Origin of the sequence: Orrella sp. JC864, assembly GCF_037026685.1 — a bacterium.
GTDB lineage: Bacteria > Pseudomonadota > Gammaproteobacteria > Burkholderiales > Burkholderiaceae_B > Orrella.
Genome location: NZ_JBANET010000017.1, coordinates 85,814 through 106,761, shown reverse-complemented (window position 1 = coordinate 106,761; position 20,948 = coordinate 85,814). Strand labels below are relative to the sequence as shown.

Sequence of the window (20,948 nt, the reverse complement as noted above, 5' to 3'; positions counted from 1 at the left end):
GCGCCACGGCGCGCCCGAAACGGCGCGCTCGGCCCGGGCCGCGGCCGCCGCCGCCCGCGAGGCGGCACCGGCGCCGGCCGAAGGCCTGCCGCCGCAGCCAGACCGTCTTCTTGCCGCGTCCGCCCAGCCCGCCTTGCCAGCCGGCGCGGCCCTGCACGGGGCCGGCGAAGCCGGCGAGGCGGCTGCGGCCGGCCCTGTTACCGGCCTGCCCACCGGCGCCTGGCCCACCGCCCAGCCAGGCGGCGCGCACGCCCTGCCGCAGGGCGCCACCATCGCCGCGCCGCTGTCCAGCCCCCAATGGGGGGCCGAAATGAGCCGCCAGGTCGTGCAGCTGAGCCAATCGGCCGACGGCAGGCAGCAGATCGCCGAACTGCGCCTGGATCCGCCCGAGCTGGGCCCGCTGCGCATTACGCTGAGCCTGCAGGACGGCGTGGCGCACGCCGTCTTCGCCTCCAGCCATGCGGCGGTGCGCCAGGCCGTCGAAGCCGCCTTGCCCACGCTGGAGCAGTCGCTGGCCCAGGCCGGGATATCGCTGGGCCAGGCCAACGTCAACGACCAGCAGCAACCCGGGCAGCAAGGCTTTGCGCAGGCGCAGTCCGCGCCGCGCACGGCCGGCGCCGCCAGCCAGGACCAGGAAGGCGCCACGCCCGTCCCGCGCACGGCGGCAGCCGATCCGCGCTCGCTGGTGGACACCTTCGCCTGAGCGCGCCACGGCCATGACGGCACGGGCGCGCAATAGAACGAGATGCGCGCCTAATGCCCCCTTTTTCCTCCCCATGCGTGGCGCCGCGCTACTGCACAATCACTGGGGATCCGAAGAACCCTCATTTTCTTGCTCGCGCAAGCACTGATCTACGATGGCGACTGTTAAAACCTCTCCCGCGCCCTCCCGAGGCACTCTGCCCTCCCGGGGCGGCAGCCGCATCCTGCGACCGCTGCTGGCCATCGGCGCGCTGCTGCTGGTCGCCGGCGCCAGCGTCGCCACGACCTGGATGCTGACCTCCCGCATGTACGAGACCCATGCGATGCAGGCGGCCGGCGCCGAGGCCGCGCCCAGCCCGCAGAACATCAGGTTCGTCGCGCCGCCGGCCGGGCCCGCGCAAGTGCCGGCTCCCATCTTCATGCCGCTCGAGCCGTTCACGGTGACGCTGCGCGACAGCGACGAGCTGGACCGCATCCTGCACGTGGGCCTGACCCTGCGGCTGGGCGACGAACAATCGCGCCAGCGCATCGAGAAATACCTGCCCGAGGTGCGCAGCCGCCTGCTGATGGTGCTGTCGGCGCAGTCGGCCCGCTCGATCCAGACCGCCGAAGGCAAGCAGGCCCTGGCGCGCGCGCTGGCCCAGGCAGTGGCCCGGCCCTTTGCCCCCATTCCCGACGGCCAGACGGTTTCCGATGTCCTGTTCACCGCGTTCGTGGTGCAGTAAGCATGGCCTACGAGGCGTTTCTTTCGCAGGACGAAGTCGATGCGCTGCTGGCCGGCGTCACCGGCGAAAACGACGCGCAATCCCAGGCGCCGGCCGAGCAGGCGGGCGTGCGCGCCTATGACCTGAGTTCTCCGGACCGGGTGGTGCGGCGCCGGATGCAGACGCTGGAGCTCATCAACGAGCGCTTCGCCCGCAATCTGCGCAACGTGCTGCTCAATTTCATGCGCCGCAACGCCGACATCACCGTCGGGGCGATCCGCGTACAGAAGTACTCGGACTTCGAGCGCAACCTGCCGGTGCCCAGCAACCTGAACATGGTGCAGATGAAGCCGCTGCGCGGCACCGCCCTGTTCACCTACGACCCGAACCTGGTTTTCCTGGTCATCGACAGCCTGTTCGGCGGCGACGGCCGCTACCACACGCGCGTCGAGGGCCGCGACTTCACCACCACCGAACTGCGCATCATCCGGCGCCTGCTCAATCTCACCCTGGACTGCTACGGCCGCTCCTGGGAGCCGGTCTACCCCATCGAGTTCGAGTACGTGCGCTCGGAAATGCACACGAAGTTTGCCAGCATCACCGGCACCAACGAGATCGTGGTCGTCACGCCGTTTCACATCGAGTTCGGCGCGACCGGCGGAGACCTGAACATCTGCCTGCCCTACTCCATGATCGAGCCCGTGCGCGACCTGCTCAGCCGGCCGCTGCAGGACACCACGCTCGAGGCGGTCGACCAGCGCTGGATGCGCCAGCTGGCGCGGCAGATCCGCAGCGCCGATGTCGAACTGGTGGCGCAGTTCGCCCAGATTTCCTCGACCATCGGCGAGCTGATGCGCCTGCGCGTGGGCGACGTGCTGCCGGTGGAAATCCCGCAGACGGTCGTCGGCTGCGTGGACAACGTGCCGGTCATGGACTGCACCTTCGGCACCCACAACGGACAATATGCGCTGCGCGTACAGCGGCTGCGCAACCCCAATATGGACGACTCTAACGAGGCCCCCGATCATGAGTGAGAACGACAAGACGCCCGAGTCCGCCCCGAGCGCCTCGGACGACTGGGCCGACGCGCTGGCCGAACAGACCCGCGGCAGCGCGGCCACGCAGGCCGAAGGGCTCAAAAACGCCCAGGACGACTGGGCCGAGGCCATGGCCGAGCAAGCCGCCGCCCCCAGCCAGGCCGCGGCGCCGGCGGGCGGCCCCGCCGCGGCCGGCGCGCCGGCCGCCACGCCCGCCGCCACCTCGGTATTCCAGCCGCTGTCGCAAGCCATCGGCGGGCCGGGCAACGACATCGACATGATCATGGACGTGCCGGTGCAGCTCACCGTCGAGCTGGGCCGCACCCGCCTGACCATCAAGAACCTGCTGCAGCTGGGCCAGGGCTCGGTCGTGGAACTCGACGGCCTGGCCGGCGAGCCCATGGACATCTTCGTGAACGGCTATCTCATCGCCCAAGGCGAGGTGGTGGTGGTCGAGGACCGCTACGGCATCCGCCTGACCGACATCATCACGCCGTCCGAGCGCATCAACCGGCTCAATGGCCGCCGCTGAACCCGCCCCATGAACGACGCCTCCCTGCTTCGCGTCGTCCTCAGCCTGCTGCTGGTCATCGCGGCCATCCTGTGCAGCGCCTGGCTGGCGCGCCGCTCCGGCCTGCTTACCCGCAGCGCCGGCGGCGCGCTCAAGAACGTCGGCACGCTGGCGCTGGGGCCCCGCAACCACGTCGCCATCGTGCAGGTCGAACAGACGTGGCTGGTGCTGGGCGTATCCAGCAGCCAGGTAACGCTGCTGCATACCCTGCCCGCCCCTGCGCACGCGCCGGCCTCTGGCGCCCCCGAGGCGCAAGCCGGGCCCTTCGCCGAAAAACTGGCGCGCGTGCTCAAGCGCGACCGCTAGGCTGACGCGCCGTTGTTTTCCCGTTGTCCCCGCCGGCCATGACCGCTCTATCGCGATTCCTCGCTGCCGCCCTGCGCCGCCCCGGCCCAGGACTGACCCTGCTGGTCCTGGCAGCCCTGTGGCTGCCGTGCGAGACCCTGGCGCAGGCCACGCTGCCCGCCATCACCGCCACGCCCGGCCCCGACGGCAGCTCGACCTATTCGCTCAGCGTGCAGACCCTGCTGCTGCTGACCATGCTGTCGTTCCTGCCGGCGGCCTTGCTGATGATGACCGGCTTTACCCGCATCATCATCGTGCTTGGCCTGCTGCGCAACGCCCTGGGCACCGGCGCCTCGCCGCCGAACCACGTACTGGTCGGGCTGGCGCTGTTCCTGACGTTCTTTACCATGTCGCCGGTGTTCGACCGGGTCTACACCGAGGCCTACCAGCCGCTGGCCGAAGGCTCGATCGGCTTCGAAACCGCGCTCGAGCGCGCCGCGGTGCCCATGAAGACCTTCATGCTGAACCAGACCCGCGAGACCGACCTGACCTTGTTCGCCGAGATGGCCGGGCTGCCGGAGATCCAAGGCCCCGAGGAAGTGCCCCTGCGCGTGCTGGTGCCGGCCTTCGTCACCAGCGAGCTCAAGACCGCGTTCCAGATCGGCTTTTCGATCTTCATCCCCTTTCTGATCATCGACCTGGTCGTGGCCAGCGTCTTGATGGCGCTGGGGATGATGATGGTGCCGCCCGTGACGATCGCGCTGCCTTTCAAGCTGATGCTCTTCGTGCTTGCCGACGGCTGGCACCTGCTGCTGGGCTCGCTGTCGCGCAGCTTCTACCTGTAAACGCCCGCCGCCGGAGCCGCCTGCCATGAATTCGGAATTCGTCATGTCGATGGTCTACCAGGCCATGAAAGTCACCCTGGCCCTGGCCGCGCCGCTGCTGCTGGTCACCCTGGTGGTGGGCCTGGTCATCAGCATTTTCCAGGCCGCCACCCAGATCAACGAAATGACGCTTTCGTTCATTCCCAAGCTGCTGGCCATGTGCGCCATGCTGGTGCTGCTGGGCCCGTGGCTGATCGGCATCATGACGGACTACATCCACCAGTTGCTGACCCAGATTCCCTCGCTGGTTTCCTGAGCCCGCGGCCCCGGCCATGGTGTCCGTCACTCTCGAGCAGCTGTACGGCTGGATGGCCCAGTTCCTGTGGCCGTTCGTGCGCATGCTGGCCCTGATGGGCAGCGCCCCCGTCTTCGGCGAATCGTCGGTGCCGGCCCGCGCCAAGGTCGGCCTGGCGGCGGTGCTGACCGTGGCGGTGGCGCCCGCGGTCGGGCCGCTGCCCGATGTCTCGCCCGGCTCGCTGGACGGCTTGTGGATCGTGGCGCAGCAGGTACTCATCGGCGTGGCCATGGGCCTGGCCATGCGCATGGCATTCGCCGCCGCGCAAAGCGCCGGCGAACTGGTGGGCCTGCAGATGGGACTGTCGTTCGCGTCCTTCTTCGACCCGGCCACGGGCGCCAATACCGCCGTGCTGGCCCGGCTCATGAACATCCTGGCCGTGCTGGTTTTCCTGGCGGTGGACGGCCATCTGCTGATGCTGGCCGCGCTGGTCCATTCCTTCCAGGCCTTGCCCATCTCGGCCGAGCCGCTGGCCGTGGGCGGCTGGGGCGTGCTGGTCGAATGGGCCTCGCAGGTGCTGGCCGCCGGCTTGATGCTGGCCCTGCCGCTGATCACGGTGCTGCTGACCATCAATCTTTCCATGGCCATCCTGAACCGCACCGCGCCGCAGCTTTCGGTTTTCGCGGTGGGGTTCCCGATCAGCCTGACGGTGGGCCTGGTGCTGCTGGCCATCGTGCTGCCGCAGACCACGCCCTACCTGGAACGGCTGTTCGAGCAGAGCTTCCAGGTCCTGGACCGGCTGCTCAATAGCCTGGCTGGCGGCTGACGCGGCGGCGCCTGGCGCCGCCCGGACTCAGGCTGCCTCGCGGCCGGTGCGGAACACCCGGATCGCCTCGCGCAGCCGCACGGCCTGGGCCGACAGCTCGGCCACCGTGCCGCTCAGGTGCTGCACCAGGGTGGCGTTCTGCTGCGTCACGCCGTCCATCTGCGCCACTGCCTGGTTCACTTGCTCGATGCCCGTGGACTGCTCTTGCGAGGCCGAGGCAATCTCGCTGATGATGTCGGTCACGTGGCGCACCGAGTCGACGATCTCCTGCATGGTGTCGCCGGCCTGGGCCGCCTGCGTCGAGCCGTCCGAGACCCGTGCGACCGAGTCCTCGATCAGGCCCTTGATCTCCTTGGCCGCCTGCGCGCTCTTTTGCGCCAGGCTGCGCACTTCCCCGGCCACCACGGCAAAGCCCTTGCCCAGCTCGCCGGCGCGCGCGGCTTCGACCGCCGCGTTCAAGGCCAGGATATTGGTCTGGAACGCGATGCCCTCGATGATCGTGACGATCTCGGAGATCTTCTGCGAGCTCTGCGAAATACCCTGCATGGTCTGGACCACCTGCCCCACCGCCTGTCCGCCGCGGCGCGCCACGTCCATGCTGGTTCCGGCCAGTTCATTGGCCTGTCGGGCGCTGTCGGCGTTCTGGCGCACGGTGGAGGTCAGCTGCTCCATGCTGGCGGCGGTCTGCTCCAGCGAAGCGGCCTGCTCCTCGGTGCGCCGCGACAGGTCGGTGTTGCCCTGCAAAATGCCCGCGGCCGCCTGCGTGGCGCCGCCGATGCTGCGGTTGACATCGGCCGCGATGCTCAGCAGGCTCTTGCGCATCAAGTCCAGATTGAACTGCAGCTGGCCGATCTCGTCCTGGCCGTCGGCCTCGATCTGCATCGTCAGGTTACCGGCGGCCACCTGGCGCGCGATGTCGGCCGCATCGCGCAGCGAACGCAGGATGGTTCCGCTGATGCGCCAGCCCTGGTAGAAGATCAGGCCGACGCCGGCGGCCACGCCCGCGACCAACAGGCCGGCTGTGGTGGGAGACAGCGCTTGCCAGACGGCCGACAGGCCCAGCGCCGAGGCGCCCACCAGCAAGCCTGAAGACAGCAGCGCCTGGCGCAGCATGCGGCTGCGCAACCCCGAGCGCAGGGGAAAGCTTGCCAGCTCCAGCCAGCGGCGCAGGCCGGTGGTGCGCACGCGCCCGCCCACGATGCGCAGGCCGCTTGCCTGGCCGTCCTGGAACCGCTGGTAGACCGCGCTCGCCTGCTCGACCTGCTCGGCCGAGGGCCTGACCCGCACCGAGGTATAGCCGACGATCTCGCCCTCCTCGATGATGGGCGTGACGTTGGCCAGCACCCAGTAGTAGCGGCCATCCTTGCAGCGGTTCTTGACCACGCCCAGCCACGAATCGCCGGCATGCAGGGTACGCCACAGGTCGGCATAGGCCTCGGACGGCATGTCCGGGTGGCGCACGATGTTATGCGGCGAGCCGATCAGCTCTTCACGGCTGAAACCGCTGATCTCGACAAAGGCCGGATTGGCGTAGGTGATGATGCCCTTGGTATCGGTCCGGGAGATCAGGTATTGGTCTTCCCTGACCAGCACTTCGTTGTCGTAGACAGGCAGATTCTTGCGCACGGAAACTCTCTTTCAGACGAGCGGGAGGAAAAGAAGGAGAAAAAGGCACGCGCTACCGGGGCGGTATCGCGTGCCTGCTTGGACCAGGGCCGGATGCCGGCGTCAGGCGCCTGCCAGCGCAGGATTGGCGCCTGCCTCGGGCAGGGCCTGCGTGGCCTGCTGGCCCGGAAGCTGGCGGGCGCGCACCTCGATGACTTCGCCGGCATTGAGCTTGAACACCGACACCGCCTCGGCCAGGCGCGCGGCCTGCTCCTGCAGCGAAGCCGCCGCCGCGGCCGCTTCCTCGACCAGCGCCGCGTTCTGCTGCGTCACCTCGTCCATCTGCGCCACCGCCCGGTTCACCTGCTCGATCCCCGTGGACTGCTCCTGCGAGGCCGCCGAGATCTCGCCCATGATGTCCGTCACACGCTTGACCGAGGACACGATCTCCTGCATCGTCGTGCCCGCTCGCTCGACCTGCTGCGAGCCCGCTCCGACCTTGTTCACCGAATCCTCGATCAGGCCCTTGATCTCCTTGGCCGCCTGCGCGCTGCGCTGCGCCAGCGAACGCACCTCGCCGGCCACCACCGCGAAACCCTTGCCCTGCTCGCCCGCCCGCGCGGCCTCGACCGCCGCGTTCAGCGCCAGGATATTCGTCTGGAACGCGATGCCGTCGATCACGCTGACGATCTCGGAAATCTTGCGCGAGCTGGCCGAAATCTCCTGCATGGTGTGCACCACCTCGGAGACCGCCGCCCCGCCGCGCTGGGCCACTTCCATGCTGCTGGCCGCCAGCTGGTTGGCCTGGCGCGCATTGTCCGCGTTCTGGCGCACCGTGCCGGCCAGCTCTTCCATGCTGGCCGCCGTCTCTTCCAGCGAGGCCGCCTGCTGCTCGGTGCGGCTGCTCAGGTCCGTGTTGCCCGCCGCGATCTCGCGCGAGCCCACGTTGATCTCGTCCACCCCGCGGCGCACCTGCGAGACCGTGCGCGTCAGGCTGTCCTGCATGCGCTTGAGCGCGGCGAACAGCTGGCCGATCTCGTTGCCCGAACGGTGGTCCACGCGCTGCGTCAGGTCGCCCGCGGCGATCCGGTCGAACAGCTGGCCGGCGCTGACCAGCGGCTTGACGATGACGCGCGAGAAAATGGCGCGCATCAGGATCATCAGCAGCACGGACAGCACGAAGGCGCCGCCCACCGCGGCGATGCCCAGCTGGAAGTTGCGCGCCGATTGCGCCTCGATGGCCGTCTGCTGCTCGTCGATGTAGCTGGAGAAGGCTTCCACCGACTGGATGAACGAGGCGCTGCGCGGCATGCCGTACTCGCTGTTGACCATGTAGAAGGTGGAATAGTCTTCGCTGCGCAGGGCCTCGACCATGGTGTCCACCCCGTCGTCGATGTAGGCGCGGTAGCGGCGCACCAGGTCCATCGACAGCTGGCGTCCGCGGTCATCCTGCAGCATGTGCTGCTGGAAATCCGAGAAGCTGTTGCGCACGCCATCGAGCTTGCGGATCGCGCTGTCCAGGGCGGTCTTGGCGTCCTGGGCCGCCGTGGCGCTGGAGCCCCAGCCGGCTTCCTGCAGGTAGCGCGCCGACACCAGCAGGCTGACCCGCGCATCGAGCATGTCGTTGGCAATGGTCTGCACTTGCCGGTAGCGGTCGTTCAGGCCCCGCAGGGTGTCGAGTTCCTGCGAGTTCTTGCTCAGGAAGAACACACCCAGGCCACCCACGCCCGCGATCATCAGCGTGAACAGGGCCAGCACGATCATCAGCAGCGAGCCGACCTTCATGTCGCGCAGCTTGCCGCGGCGCTCCTTGGGGCCTTTCCTGCTGTTCTTGGCCGCCTTCTTGCCGGCGGCAGCGGTGTTGCGCTCGGACTGAGTATCCATGGGAGGATTTCTCCTTGTTTTATGTACCGGTATGGGTGAAACCGTGGCGGCCCGCCTGATGCGCCGCCGTTCTTGTGAGTCAGTGGTAAGCGCCCGTGCCCAGCAGCCGTTCCCGTTGCCATGGCTCCAGGAGGATGTTGGTGGTGTCGACCAGGCGGATCAGCCGCCCGTCGGGGCCGAACAGCAGCACGGCTTCCTTGCGGTGATACAGGCCGTCATTGACAAAGCTGGCATGGTGCGACCAGCGCGCCAGGGTCGTGCCGTCGCCCTGCGCATAAAGCGCCACGGGCTGGGCGCGCAGCGCGACCTTGGTTTCGAAGAGGGTGCTCTGGCCGGGCACCAGGGTGCCCAGGCGGCTTTCGTCGAAGTTGTGGCCTGTCACCGAGCAGGCCGACACGCCCAGGGCCAGCAGCAGGGCCGCCAGCCGGCGCAGGCTAGGTCGCGGTAGCTGTGGCATCAGAAGGATTCCCAATCGTCTTCGGCCGGCTGCGTGCGCCGCGCCGGGCGGCGGACCGGCTCGGCAGGCGGGGCCTGCACGCCCGCGCGGGACTGCGTCTGGGCGGCGCGCTCGCGGCGCCGCTGCACGGCGGTCTGGGCGGCGGAGGTGGCCGTTTCTTGGGCAGGCGCGCCCACCGCTGCGGCCGCGCCTGCGCCGGCATGCGCCAGGCCGATGGGTGCGGCGCGGCTCTTTGCCGGCGCGGCGCTCTGCGCGGCTGCCTTCGGGCCGGCGGCCAGCGCGGGCGTGCCGGTTTCGGGCCTTGCGGCCGCGGGCGCGCCCAGGGCGCCGGCCGATGCCGCAGGCAGTTGCGCCGGCGCGGCAGGCTGGCTTGCCGCCAGCTGGCTGCGCACCTCGATGACTTCACCGGCATTGAGCTTGAACACCGACACCGCCTCGGCCAGGCGCGCGGCCTGCTCCTGCAGCGAAGCCGCCGCCGCGGCCGCTTCCTCGACCAGCGCCGCGTTCTGCTGCGTCACCTCGTCCATCTGCGCCACCGCCCGGTTCACCTGCTCGATCCCCGTGGACTGCTCCTGCGAGGCCGCCGAGATCTCGCCCATGATGTCCGTCACACGCTTGACCGAGGACACGATCTCCTGCATCGTCGTGCCCGCTCGCTCGACCTGCTGCGAGCCCGCTCCGACCTTGTTCACCGAATCCTCGATCAGGCCCTTGATCTCCTTGGCCGCCTGCGCGCTGCGCTGCGCCAGCGAACGCACCTCGCCGGCCACCACCGCGAAACCCTTGCCCTGCTCGCCCGCCCGCGCGGCCTCGACCGCCGCGTTCAGCGCCAGGATATTCGTCTGGAACGCGATGCCGTCGATCACGCTGACGATCTCGGAAATCTTGCGCGAGCTGGCCGAAATCTCCTGCATGGTGTGCACCACCTCGGAGACCGCCGCCCCGCCGCGCTGGGCCACTTCCATGCTGCTGGCCGCCAGCTGGTTGGCCTGGCGCGCATTGTCCGCGTTCTGGCGCACCGTGCCGGCCAGCTCTTCCATGCTGGCCGCCGTCTCTTCCAGCGAGGCCGCCTGCTGCTCGGTGCGGCTGCTCAGGTCCGTGTTGCCCGCCGCGATCTCGCGCGAGCCCACGTTGATCTCGTCCACCCCGCGGCGCACCTGCGAGACCGTGCGCGTCAGGCTGTCCTGCATGCGCTTGAGCGCGGCGAACAGCTGGCCGATCTCGTTGCCCGAACGGTGGTCCACGCGCTGCGTCAGGTCGCCCGCGGCGATCCGGTCAAACAGCTGGCCGGCCTGGTTCAAGGGCCTGACGACCTGCCGGGTCAGGAAAAGATAGCTGCCGGCCACCGCAGCCAGGACCAGCGCGCAAATGCCCAGCAGCACCAGCCCCATCAGGGCGGCGCGCTGGCGCGCGCTCTGTACCAGCCCGGCGCTGGTATCGGCGGTGAACGAGTCGAACTCGGACATCGTCTGCACCAGGCTCATGCTGGCCAGCGTGGCTTCGTTGGACTTGATCTGCAGGTAGCGCTGGCCGTCTCCGGCCGCCACGGCGCCAGCCATCTGCTCGACGGTGGCGATATAGGACTTGAAGCTGTCGGACAGCGTCTTGCGAAAGCGCTCGGCCTGCTCGCTGCTCGCAGGGGCCTGCATGTAGCGTTCAAAGGCCTCGTTGGCGTCGCGCAGGTGATTGCGCGCGACGGCGATCTGCTCCTGCTGGGCGCCACGGTCGATGATGGCCAGGGCCGAGTCGATATTGATGACGGCGCGCAAGCTGCCTATATAGGCGTTCTTGACATGGCGCACCTGCTGGGAGGCCAGGCCGTCCAGGCGGTCGAGATCGTGGCTGCTTTGCTGAATATTGAACCAGCCCAGCAAGGCGGTCCCCAGGGCGGTCAGGGATAGAAGGGCCAGTACCAGCAACAGGCCAGTGCGTACTTTCAGCTTGGACAGCATGATCGATGGATAAAGGAGCTTAGAGTGTTCGAACTCATGAAAAGCCAGGGCGGCCGGGGCGAGGCGTTCAGCCGCCGCCCTTCACCGCGAACAGGCTGGTGCTCTGGATGCGGCGAAACGCCAGGGTGGCGGCTTCCAGCGCCGCCTGGCGCAGCGACAGCGAAGCCGAGGCCGCGTAGTAGTCCACGTCCTGCAGGTTGGACAACTGCTTCTTGAAGTTCAGGCCGCGCTCGCTGCCGGCGTTGGAAATGGCCTCGAGCTCGGCCAGCCGTGCGCCCTGCGAGGCGCGCACGGTCAGCACGTTGTCGTAGTTGATCGCCACCCGCTGCAAGGCGCTGTTCAGCGTGTTGTTCAACGCGGCCTGCGCCACCGGGTCGCCGTCCGCGGGCGTCTCCAGCGCCTTGATGACCTGGTCCAGCGTGGCGAACAGGTCCAGGTCGGCCGACTGCGCCGGCAGGACTTCGAAACTGTCGCCCGGCGCGGGCGGGCCGTTGCCGATCGCCACGCTGACGCCGCCCAGGTCGATGGTGCCGGCGCCCGTATAGTCCTGCGGCGCGCTGACGCTGGAGACGGGCGGCACCACGGAATTGTCCACCGTGGTGACCGTGTATTGGAGCGGATCGCCGGCAAAGGCGATGGTGAACCGGGTGCCGGGCGCAACGCCGCCGGGATCGGTCAGCTGCGGCATGCCGATGGTGGCGGTGCCGGTATTGCCCGGCGCAGCCAGGCTCAGGTAGGCGTTGCTGCCGGGCGTGGCCCGGCTGAAGATGTCGCTGCCCACGTCGCCGGCGGCCATCTGGCGCGTCTGGTCGACCTGGATCAGGCGCTGGCCGGCATCGCCGTGGTAGGTCACCTGCCCCGTCGCCTGGTCGAACACGTAAGGCTGCACGTCGCCCCGGTAGCCCGAGAACAGGTATTGGCCGTTGCCGTCGGTCGCGTTGGCCTGCGCCACCAGGTTATCGCGCATCACGCGCAGCTCGTCGGCCAGCGAACGCCGGTCCGCGTCCGAGTAGGTGCCGTTGCCGGCCTCGACCAGCGTGGTGCGCAGGTCCTGCAGGCCCAGGGTGACCGTGTTCAGCACGGTCTCGGCAATGCTCAGGTTCTGCACGGCCACGTCCCGGTTGCGTCCATAGCGGGTGTTGACCGCATCGCTTTGCGCGAGGTTGACGGCCTGGGCGGCGGCCAGCGGGTCGTCGGCGGGCGTGACGATGCGCCGGCCCGTGCCGATCTGCTGGTACAGGTGCATCAGGTCGGACTGCTGCGCGTTGATGGTGTTGATGCCCGTGCGGAAAATCTGTGACGTGCTGATACGCATGATGGCTGGCCGGAATGGGTTGGCGTTGGCGCGGGAAGCAAAAAGGACGCGGCCTTCAGTTACGCAGGCCCAGCAGCGTGTCGAACATCTGGCTGCCGACGTCGATCAGGCGCGAAGCGGCCTGGTACTGCTGCAAATAGCGGTCGAGGTTGATGTACTCCTCGTCCAGGTTCACCCCCGAGACGGCCTGCTGGGCCGCGTAGTTCTGCTCGATGAGATTGGCCTGGGCCTTGGCGGCGGTGGCGTTCTGCTGGGTTTGCACGCCTACCTTGCTGACCAGTTGCGAGAAGGCCTCGTTCAGGCTCATGGTGCCGTTGCCCAGCACCTTGGAAGTCTGCAGCTTGGCCAGCGCCAAGGCATTGTTGCCGTTGGCCGAACCGCCTTGGGCATCGGCCGCCGCGACGGCGGCGGGATCGCTGATCACCAGGCTCAGGTCGCGGGCGGCGTTGCGCGTGGGCTGCAGGACCCAGCTGTCGCCGGCGCGCGGCGTGCCGGCGCCCAGGTTGATCTGCAGGCCGTCGATAAGGTGCGGCGGCGCAGCCGACAGTTCGCTGCCGTCGCCTTCGTAGACCACGGCGTTCTCGGGCAGGCGCGTGATGCGATAGAGCGAGCCGTCGAACTGGATCTGGTAATCCTTGCCGTTGAGCCGGTCGATGTCGGCATACTCGGCCGAGATCGCCTGGTTGCCGGTATTGCGTTGGTTGGCCAGCGCATTGACCTGGCCCAGGCCGAAGAAATCGCCGCCAGGCTGGCCGCTGGCGTCCAGGCCCTGGCGATGCTGCGCGTTGAAGGACTGGGCCAGCCCCACCGCCAGCCGGCCCAGGTCGTTCTGGATCGCGTCCAGCGAGTTGGAGCGGTAATCGAGCAGCCCGCCGAGCTTGCCGCCGCTGACCTGGTTGTCGGCCAGCTCGACCGTGGTGGTCTGGCCCGGGCCGGTGGGCACGGTCACCGCCACGACGGTGCGCGAGGGATCGGCCTGGGACGGCACCGCCTGCACCGGATACACCGAGGTGCCCGACAGCACGACCAGGCCGTTGCCGATGGTCAGGCCGAAGCTGTCGCCCTGTTCCACCACGCTGACCTTGACCAGCTGGTTCATCTCGCTGACCAGCTGGTCGCGCTGGTCGTACAGGTCGTTGGGCGGCTGGCCGTTGGCCGAGGCGCGCGCCGTGGTGATCTGCTGGTTCAGGTCGTTGATGCGCTCGATATAGCTGTTGATCTGCGAGACCGTGGTGGTGATCTGCGTGTTGATGTCCTGGCGCTGGTTCTGCAGGAAGGCGTTGGCCTCGTTGATCTGCGTCACCAGGTTGTTGGCCTGGCCGATCAGGTCCTGGCGTGCGGCCGGATCGGCCGGCGAGGAGGCGACGGCCTGCATGCCTTCGAAAAAGCGCTGCAATGCCGGGGCGATGCCCACGGTATTGTCCGCGAGCAGGTTGTTGACCTGCGAAATCTGGTTGCCATAGGCCAGGGTGGCCGCACCGTTGGACTGCGCGAAGGTCAGCTGCTTGTAGAGGAAACCGTCGTAGGCGCGGGTCACGCTATCGACCATGACGCCCCTTCCGATGAAACCCACGCCCGTCGAGGTCGCGCCGGCCGTGGAGACGACCACGCGCTGGCGGTTGTAGCCCTCGGTATCGGCATTGGCGATGTTGTGCCCGACGGTATTGAGGCGGGCCTGGGAAGCAGCCAGGCCGGACAGGCCGAGGTTGTAGAGGTTCATGGTTGCATACGCCTTGCGATGGTTGCCGGGGCCGACCCCAGGTATCGAACCTATAACGGCAATATTCGGAAATTATTTAGCTTGCGGTCTTTCATGGCGGCCTCAGACCCGGGGACCGAACTGGTCCATGATGCCGATGAGCTTGTCCGCATAGCGCGGGTCGGTGGCGTAGCCGGCCTCCTGGATGCGCCGCGCCGCCTCGATCTCGTCGCGCGCCTGGCCCACCCGCTGGTAGCGCGGGCTCTCGCCCACCAGGCGGGCATAATCGGCGAAGGCCTCGGCATACGAGCCATAGGCGCGGAAGGCCTGGACCATCTTCTGCGGGCGGCCGTCCACGTATTCGGTGGTCACCACGTCCACGGCCTTGCCGCGCCAGCCGGGCGTGGCCTTGATGCCGAAGACGTTGTAGCTGGGGCTGCCGTCGGGATGACGGATCTCGCGCCGCCCCCAGCCCGACTCGAGCGCGGCCTGCCCCAGGATCAGCCGCGCCGGGATGCCGCTTTGCGCCTCGGCGCGCCGGGCCGCCGGCCCCATCTTCTCGACAAAGGCGATCACGTGGGCGGGCGCGCCTTCGCGGGCCGCAATGGCCTTCTGCGCTTGGCCGCCGCTGGCCAGCAGGTCCAGCAAGGCCGATACCGCCGGCGTGACGGCCGGCCCGTCCTGCAGATCCTGGCCCAGCCGCGAGCGCAAGCCCGGCAGGCGCGAATTGCCGATCTCGGGCGGCTGGCGCCCGGCCTGCGGCCAGCCGGCGCCCGCCTCTTCCCGGCCCGGTCCTTGCAGGGCCTGGATCTGCTGCAAGATGGCGCGCGCCAGCCCCATGCCCGGCGTGGCCAGCTGCAAGGCAAGCTGCTCGTCGGCCATGGCCTGCGCCATGCGGGTCTGGTCGCTTTCGAACAGCCCGTCGCGCGGCGTGGCCTCGCGCATGCGCTTGATCATCATCTGCAGGAACAGCGCCTCGAACTGGCGGGCCACTTCCTTCTGCTGGCCCGAATTGGCCGGCGGCTGCTCGCGCACCTGGCGGCGCAGCCCGTCCAGGTTGCGCACGTCAAAGGCCAGCGCCTGGGCGGATGGCGGAAAACTTGCGTCGGGAAGCGACATGGCCCGGTTCCTTGCCCTGCGGGCGTCAGATGATTTCCAGGTCGGCGCGCAAGGCGCCGGCGCTCTTCATGGCCTGCAGGATGGTCAGCAGGTCCTGCGGCGTGGCGCCCAGCGCATTGAGCGCACGCACCACGTCCGCGAGATTGGCGCTGGTTTGCACCCGCTGCAGGCCGCCGCCTTCCTGGCGCAGCTCGATCTGCGTATTGGGCACGACCACGGTCTGGCCGCCGGCAAAAGGCGTATCGGGCTGCACCACGTCGTTCTGCCGGTTGATGATGACCGACAGGTTGCCGTGCGAGACGGCCGCCTCCTCGATCATCACCGTGCGGTTCATGACCACCGAGCCGGTGCGCGCATTGATGATCACCTTGGCCGCGGCCGGCGCGCGCGCCACCTGCATGTTCTCGATCTGCGAGATGAAGGCCGGCTGCTGGGCCGGATCCAGCGGTCCGCGCACCTGCACCACCCTGGCATCGAGCGCCACCGCCGTGCCGGGGCCGAACTTGCCGTTCAGCGCGTTGGCCACGTTCTGGGCCGTGCCGAAATCGTTGTCGTTCATCTCCAGGTGGATGATGCCGTCGTGCGCGTAGGTGGTCGGCACCGCGCGCTCGATGATGGCCCCGTTGCTAATGCGCCCGCCGTTCAGGGTGTTGACCTGCACGCTCGAGCCGCCGGCCTCGGCCCCGGCGCCGCCCACCAGCAGGTTGCCCTGGGCGATGGCGTAGACCTGCCCGTCCGCGCCCTTGAGCGGCGTCATCAGCAAGGTGCCCCCGCGCAGGCTCTTGGCGTTGCCCATCGACGAGACCACCACGTCCACGGTCTGGCCCGGGCGCGCGAAGGCCGGCAGCGTGGCCGTGACCATCACGGCGGCCACGTTGCGCAGCTGCATGTTCGAGCCCTGGGGCACGGTAATGCCCAACTGCGACAGCATGTTGGTCAGGCTCTGCTGCGTGAACGGGGTCTGGCGCACCTGGTCGCCGCTGCCGTCCAGCCCCACCACCAGCCCGTAGCCGATCAGCTGGTTGCCGCGCACCCCTTGGATGCTGGCCAGGTCCTTGAGCCGCTCGGCCTGGACCGCGCCGGGAAACAGGCAGGCGGCGGCCAGCAGCCACGGGGCCCAGCCGGAAAAAGAAGGAAGACGGCGCAAGAAATTCATGTCAGAACGGCGAGATATTCAGGAAGAAGCGCTGCAGCCATCCCATGGTCTGGACCTCGTCCAGCGTGCCCTTGGCGCGATACTCGATGCGGGCATCGGCCACCTGCGTGGAAGAAACCGTGCCTGCGCCGGTGATCGAACGGGGATCGACCACGCCCGAGAAGCGCACGTATTCGCTGCCCCGGTTGATGGCGATCTGCTTTTCGCCGGCGACCTGCAGGTTGCCGTTGGGCAGCACGCCGATGACGGTGGTGGTGATGGTGCCCGAGAAGGCGTTGTTGGCGCTGGTATTGCCCGTGCCGTTCATGGTGTTGCTGCCCGACAGGTCGGCGTTGTTGCGCCCGCCCAGCCAGCTGGGCAGCACCGACGGCACGACGTCCATGCCCAGCGTGGCCGAACCGCTGCGGTTGGTCGCGGTGGCCACGCCGCGGTTGGCGTTGGTGCGCTCGTTCAGCACGATGGTGACGATATCGCCGGCATTGCGCGGACGCCTGTCCTCGAACAGCGGATAGCTGCCGTAGACGGTAGGCTGGTAGATCGAGCCGTTGGGCACGCCGACCGGCATGGGCGGGGGCGGCGGCGGCGCCGACAGCGGGCCGGTCACGATGGGCTCGGGCGGCACCATGGCGCAGCCGGCCGCCACCGCCAAAGGCAGCGCGGCCAGGAGCGAACGAACCGGAATACGGACGCTCATAGCTGGGTCAGGCGCGCCAGCATCTGGTCGGAGGTCTGCACGGCCTTGCTGTTGATCTCGTAGGCGCGCTGCGTGGTGATCATGTTGACCAGCTCTTCGGCCACGTTCACGTTCGAGGTCTCGACGTATTCGTGCATGACCACGCCCGCTCCGTCCAGGCCCGGCTGCAGCAGGTTGGCCGGCCCCGAGGAATCGGTTTCCAGGTAAAGGTTCTCGCCCATGCTCTGCAGGCCGGTGGGGTTGATGAAGGTGGCCAGCTGCAACTGGCCGACCTGCACGTTCACGCCCGCGGCGCCCGGCTGGGTTACCGACACGGTGCCGTCGCGCGCGATCGTCAGCGCCAGCGCGTTGTCCGGAATGTTGATGGGAGGCTGGATCACGTAGCCGCCGGCGGTCACCAGCTGGCCGTTCTGGTCGATCTGCAGCGCGCCGTCGCGCGTATAGGCCAGCGTGCCGTCGGGCATCTCCACCTGGAAGAAGCCCTTGCCCTGGATCGCCACGTCCATGTTGCCGCCGGTATTGTTCATGTTGCCCTGGCTGTGGATGCGCTCGGTGGCCACCGTGCGCACGCCCGTGCCCACCTGCAGGCCCGAAGGCAGCTGGTGGGCCGCGCCCACTTGCGCGCCGGGCTGGCGCAGCGTCTGGTACATCAGGTCCTCGAACACGGCGCGGCTGCGCTTGAAGCCGTTGGTGCTGACGTTGGCCAGGTTGTTCGAGATGACGTCCATGTTGGTCTGCTGCGATTCCAGACCGGTCTTGGAAATCCAGAGCGAACGGATCATGCTTGTACTCCTGTGCCGCCCTGCTCATGCAAGGCAGCGGTTAGACGTTTCAATTGCCCGGACCCAGCAGCGCGTTGGCGCGCTGCGCATTGGAGTCGGCGTGCTGGATGACCTTCATCTGCATCTCGAAGCGCCGGGCGTTGTCGATCATGCCGACCATCGCCTCGACCGGACTGACGTTGCTGCCTTCGATGGCGCCGGAGGTGATGCGCACGAGCGGGTCGGCCGGCAGCGGCGCGGCCGCCTCGCCGTCCTCGCCCGCCGGCATGCGGAACAGGCCGTCCGCGCCCAGCAGCAGCTGGTCCTCGGGCGGATTGACCAGCTTGAGCTGGCCCAGCACCATGACGTTGTTGGGCGGGTCGCCCGCGCCCAGCGCCGTGATGGTGCCGTCCGAGGCAAAAGTCAGCGAGGCGCCCTCGGGCACCTCGATCACCGCGTTGTCGGCCGAGAGCACCGGCTGGCCGCGATAGTTCTGCAGCACGCCGTCGGCGCCGACCTGCAGGCCGCCGTTGCGCGTATAGGCCTCGCCGTCCGCGGCCTGGACCGCCAGCCAGCCGGGGCCGGCCACCGCCACGTCCAGCTCGCGGCCGGTGCTCTGTATGTTGCCCAGCGCAAAATTGTTGCGCGGCGTCAGGCTGACCACGCCGATGCGGCTGTCCATCGTGTTGTCCCCGACGATGGGCACGGCGCGATGGATGGCCAGCTGCTCGCGAAAGCCCGGCGTATTGGCGTTGGCCATGTTGTTGCTGATCACGGCCTGCTTCTCGAGGGTGCGGGAAGCGCCGTTCATGGCGGTGTAGACGTAGCGGTCCATGCGCTTAGCGGATCTGCATCAGGGTTTGCAGGACCTGGTCCTGGGTCCTGATGGTCTGCGCGTTGGCCTGGTAGGCGCGCTGCGCGATGATCATGTTCACCAGTTCCTGGCTCATGTCCACGTTGGACTCTTCCAGGGCCTGGCCCCTGAGCTGCGCCAGGCCGTTGGTGCCGGGCTGGCCCAGGATGGCCTGGCCCGAGGCCGAGGTCTCGATCCAGGCGTTGCTGCCCACCGGCTGCAGGCCCTGCAGGTTGTTGAAGTTGGCCAGCACGACGGTGCCAAAAGCCATCTGCTCGCCGTTGGTGTAGTTGGCCATCAGCGTGCCGTCGGCATCGATGGAGACGCTGGCGAACTCGCCGGTGGGATAGCCGTCGGGCGTGACGTTCTGGGTCAGCGCCCCGCCGTACTGGGTGGTGCCCGTGTAGTCCAGGGCGATCACCAGCGGCTCGGCCGGCGAGGCCAGCCCGCCGGGCTGGGTGTAGGTCAGGGTGACGCCGGGCTGGCTGCTCAGCACGCCCTCGGGCGTGAAGGTCATGGCCACGGGGCCGCCGCCGGCCGGCACGTCCATGGGCTGGCCATCCAGGTAATAGTAGGCATCCCACTGGCTGGCTTCGCCCGCCAGGCCTTCGCGCTTGACCAGGTACTGCACCAGCTGGTGGGCATTGCCCAGCGAGTCGTACACCGAGGTCGGCACCAGGTGCGTATAGCTGGCCGGATTGGTGGGGCTGAAGGGCACCGCCGGCACGGCCGCCTGGTAGGCGACATAACCGTCGAAGCCGCTGACCGGATCCTGGGGCTGGCCGCCGTCGAAGGTGACGGTGCCGGCGCCGCCCGCCTCGGTGTACAGCTCGCCGTCGGTGGGCGCGGCGCCCACCCAGGTATAGCCGCCGGTGGAATTGAGCCGGAACGTGTAGGTCTGCGTGGCGCCGGTCGAGTCGATCAGCGCCAGCGAGCCCAGTTGCTCGGCCGCGCCGGTTTCGCTGATGACCGGCGCATTGGCGTTGACGTTGAGCACCACGCCGGCCTGCGAGGTGGCCTGCGGCGCGATGTTGCCGCGCGGCACGGTCAGCGGGACCGGGTCCAGGCCCACGCCGCCGATCGGATAGCCGGTCAGGCGGTGGCCCTGCAGATTGGTGATGTAGTTGTCCTTGTCCGCGAAGAATTCGCCATTGCGCGAATACAGCACCTGCCCGCTGGTGTCGACCAGCCGGAACATGCCCTTGGCGCCGTCGATGGCGATATGGAACTGGCCGCCCGTGACCGAGACATTGCCCACGGTGAAACGCTGGTTGATGCCGGCCACCTGCACGCCCAGGCCGACCCGGGAACTGGCGTACACATCGGCAAAGCTGGCCGAGCCCGCCTTGAACCCGACCGTGCCCGCGTTGGCAATGTTGTTGCCGATGACGTCCAGGTTCTGCGAGGCGGCGTTCAAGCCGCTAAGTCCTTGTCCGAAACCCATGTTGATACCTCGTTCTTGAGCAGTTTTGTCCGGGTCGCCGCCGGTGCGCGCGCACCGGGCAGGCGCGTTACATGATCTTGCGTACGTCCATCAGGCTGTAGCGCCCAGCCAGGCCCATGTCCAGGCGCAGCCCTTCGGCGGTATAGGCCACGCTGCCCACCTTGCCGTAGGTCAGGGCCTCGACCGTCACGGGCTCGCCCTCGCCGTCGGCGGCGGCAACCTGGATGGAATACTTGCCATCGGGCAGCGCCAGGCCCGTATCGTCCTTGCCGTCCCAGTCGACCGAGACGATGCCCACCGGCTGCGGGCCCAGGTCGATCTTGCGCACGGCCTTGCCGCTGGCGTCCAGGATGGAAACCGTGGTCGAGGTCGTGGGCGCGACGATATCCACGCCAAAGGGCGTGGCTTCGCGGGTTTCGCCGTCCGGGGCGGTGCCCAGCGCCACCTTGTCGCCGGGCACCAGCACGCCCTTGCCGATCAGGGCGGCCGCCTGCATGGATTGCGACACGTCGATCTGGCCCGACAGCGCCAGCAGGGTGTTGTTCAGCTGGGTGATGCCGTTGACCGTGGACAGCTGCGCGATCTGCGAGGTGACCTGCGCGTTGTCCATGGGGTTGAGCGGATCCTGGTTCTGCATCTGCGCCACCAGCAGCGTCAGGAAACGGTCCTGCGTATCGTTGATGAGGTTCTGCGTGGAAGCGCCGGCGGTATTGAAGGCGGCGTCGGTCGCGTTGCGGGTCGAGGTGCTGTCAAGGACGGTCATGA

21 protein-coding genes are annotated in these 20,948 nt (G+C 68.4%); 8 read left to right on the top strand and 13 right to left on the bottom strand.

Annotated features, from left to right (window positions below; genetic code table 11):
• From V8Z80_RS15695 to fliR, 8 genes are all read left to right on the top strand, one after another.
• A partial coding sequence (locus V8Z80_RS15695) for a flagellar hook-length control protein FliK (RefSeq protein ID WP_336062623.1) occupies nt 1-703 on the top strand: 703 nt, incomplete at its 5' end.
• A gap of 154 nt (nt 704-857) precedes the next feature.
• Nucleotides 858-1,427 carry a flagellar basal body-associated protein FliL gene (gene fliL, locus V8Z80_RS15690; RefSeq protein WP_155195013.1) on the top strand — a complete coding sequence of 190 codons (570 nt, stop codon included), beginning with the start codon at nt 858-860 and terminating at the stop codon, nt 1,425-1,427.
• Nucleotides 1,428-1,429: 2 nt separating this feature from the next.
• Nucleotides 1,430-2,440 carry a flagellar motor switch protein FliM gene (gene fliM / locus V8Z80_RS15685; RefSeq protein ID WP_155195012.1) on the top strand — a complete coding sequence of 337 codons (1,011 nt, stop codon included), beginning with the start codon at nt 1,430-1,432 and terminating at the stop codon, nt 2,438-2,440.
• Complete coding sequence (gene fliN, locus V8Z80_RS15680; RefSeq protein WP_155195011.1) at nt 2,433-2,975, top strand: flagellar motor switch protein FliN; 543 nt, start codon at nt 2,433-2,435, stop codon at nt 2,973-2,975. Before fliM ends, fliN begins: the two co-directional genes overlap by 8 nt.
• Before the next feature lie 9 nt (nt 2,976-2,984).
• Complete coding sequence (gene fliO / locus V8Z80_RS15675; RefSeq protein WP_336062622.1) at nt 2,985-3,320, top strand: flagellar biosynthetic protein FliO; 336 nt, start codon at nt 2,985-2,987, stop codon at nt 3,318-3,320.
• A 38-nt stretch (nt 3,321-3,358) separates the two neighbouring features.
• A complete protein-coding gene (gene fliP / locus V8Z80_RS15670; RefSeq protein ID WP_155195009.1) occupies nt 3,359-4,144 on the top strand; it encodes a flagellar type III secretion system pore protein FliP in 786 nt (261 codons plus the stop codon).
• Nucleotides 4,145-4,169: 25 nt separating this feature from the next.
• Nucleotides 4,170-4,439: a flagellar biosynthesis protein FliQ gene (fliQ, locus tag V8Z80_RS15665; protein ID WP_155195008.1), complete on the top strand. Its 270-nt coding sequence runs from the start codon at nt 4,170-4,172 to the stop codon at nt 4,437-4,439.
• A gap of 16 nt (nt 4,440-4,455) precedes the next feature.
• Nucleotides 4,456-5,244, top strand: a complete 789-nt coding sequence (gene fliR / locus V8Z80_RS15660) for a flagellar biosynthetic protein FliR (RefSeq protein ID WP_336062621.1) — start codon at nt 4,456-4,458, stop codon at nt 5,242-5,244.
• 27 nt (nt 5,245-5,271) lie between these two features.
• On the opposite strand, the gene V8Z80_RS15655 is transcribed toward fliR, so the two are convergent.
• The 13 genes from V8Z80_RS15655 to V8Z80_RS15595 all read right to left on the bottom strand — a co-directional run bounded on the left by V8Z80_RS15655 (nt 5,272) and on the right by V8Z80_RS15595 (nt 20,946).
• Nucleotides 5,272-6,870, bottom strand: a complete 1,599-nt coding sequence (locus V8Z80_RS15655; protein WP_336062620.1) for a methyl-accepting chemotaxis protein — start codon at nt 6,868-6,870, stop codon at nt 5,272-5,274.
• Nucleotides 6,871-6,972: 102 nt separating this feature from the next.
• Complete coding sequence (locus V8Z80_RS15650) at nt 6,973-8,733, bottom strand: methyl-accepting chemotaxis protein (RefSeq protein WP_155195006.1); 1,761 nt, start codon at nt 8,731-8,733, stop codon at nt 6,973-6,975.
• Between the two features lie 79 nt (nt 8,734-8,812).
• Nucleotides 8,813-9,190, bottom strand: a complete 378-nt coding sequence (locus V8Z80_RS15645; RefSeq protein ID WP_155195005.1) for a hypothetical protein — start codon at nt 9,188-9,190, stop codon at nt 8,813-8,815.
• Nucleotides 9,190-11,142 (bottom strand): methyl-accepting chemotaxis protein, encoded by a 1,953-nt coding sequence (locus V8Z80_RS15640; RefSeq protein ID WP_336062617.1) that lies wholly within the window; start codon nt 11,140-11,142, stop codon nt 9,190-9,192. Before V8Z80_RS15640 ends, V8Z80_RS15645 begins: the two co-directional genes overlap by 1 nt.
• Before the next feature lie 67 nt (nt 11,143-11,209).
• A complete protein-coding gene (gene flgL, locus V8Z80_RS15635) occupies nt 11,210-12,457 on the bottom strand; it encodes a flagellar hook-associated protein FlgL (RefSeq protein WP_155195003.1) in 1,248 nt (415 codons plus the stop codon).
• A gap of 55 nt (nt 12,458-12,512) precedes the next feature.
• A complete protein-coding gene (gene flgK, locus V8Z80_RS15630) occupies nt 12,513-14,177 on the bottom strand; it encodes a flagellar hook-associated protein FlgK (protein ID WP_155195002.1) in 1,665 nt (554 codons plus the stop codon).
• A gap of 102 nt (nt 14,178-14,279) precedes the next feature.
• Nucleotides 14,280-15,275, bottom strand: coding sequence for a flagellar assembly peptidoglycan hydrolase FlgJ (flgJ, locus tag V8Z80_RS15625; protein ID WP_155195001.1), 996 nt, complete (start codon nt 15,273-15,275; stop codon nt 14,280-14,282).
• Between the two features lie 25 nt (nt 15,276-15,300).
• The gene (locus V8Z80_RS15620) at nt 15,301-16,431 is read right to left on the bottom strand and encodes a flagellar basal body P-ring protein FlgI (RefSeq protein ID WP_155195000.1); all 1,131 of its coding nucleotides are present in this window, start codon (nt 16,429-16,431) and stop codon (nt 15,301-15,303) included.
• Nucleotide 16,432: 1 nt separating this feature from the next.
• Nucleotides 16,433-17,125, bottom strand: a complete 693-nt coding sequence (locus V8Z80_RS15615; protein ID WP_155194999.1) for a flagellar basal body L-ring protein FlgH — start codon at nt 17,123-17,125, stop codon at nt 16,433-16,435.
• On the bottom strand, nt 17,122-17,907 hold the full coding sequence (gene flgG / locus V8Z80_RS15610; protein WP_336062616.1) for a flagellar basal-body rod protein FlgG: 786 nt from the start codon (nt 17,905-17,907) through the stop codon (nt 17,122-17,124). The genes V8Z80_RS15615 and flgG overlap by 4 nt, the downstream gene beginning before the upstream one ends.
• Before the next feature lie 49 nt (nt 17,908-17,956).
• Nucleotides 17,957-18,721: a flagellar basal body rod protein FlgF gene (locus V8Z80_RS15605; protein WP_155194997.1), complete on the bottom strand. Its 765-nt coding sequence runs from the start codon at nt 18,719-18,721 to the stop codon at nt 17,957-17,959.
• A gap of 4 nt (nt 18,722-18,725) precedes the next feature.
• Complete coding sequence (locus tag V8Z80_RS15600) at nt 18,726-20,183, bottom strand: flagellar hook-basal body complex protein (RefSeq protein ID WP_155194996.1); 1,458 nt, start codon at nt 20,181-20,183, stop codon at nt 18,726-18,728.
• 67 nt (nt 20,184-20,250) lie between these two features.
• On the bottom strand, nt 20,251-20,946 hold the full coding sequence (locus V8Z80_RS15595; protein WP_155194995.1) for a flagellar hook capping FlgD N-terminal domain-containing protein: 696 nt from the start codon (nt 20,944-20,946) through the stop codon (nt 20,251-20,253).
• Between the last annotated feature and the right edge of the window lie 2 nt (nt 20,947-20,948).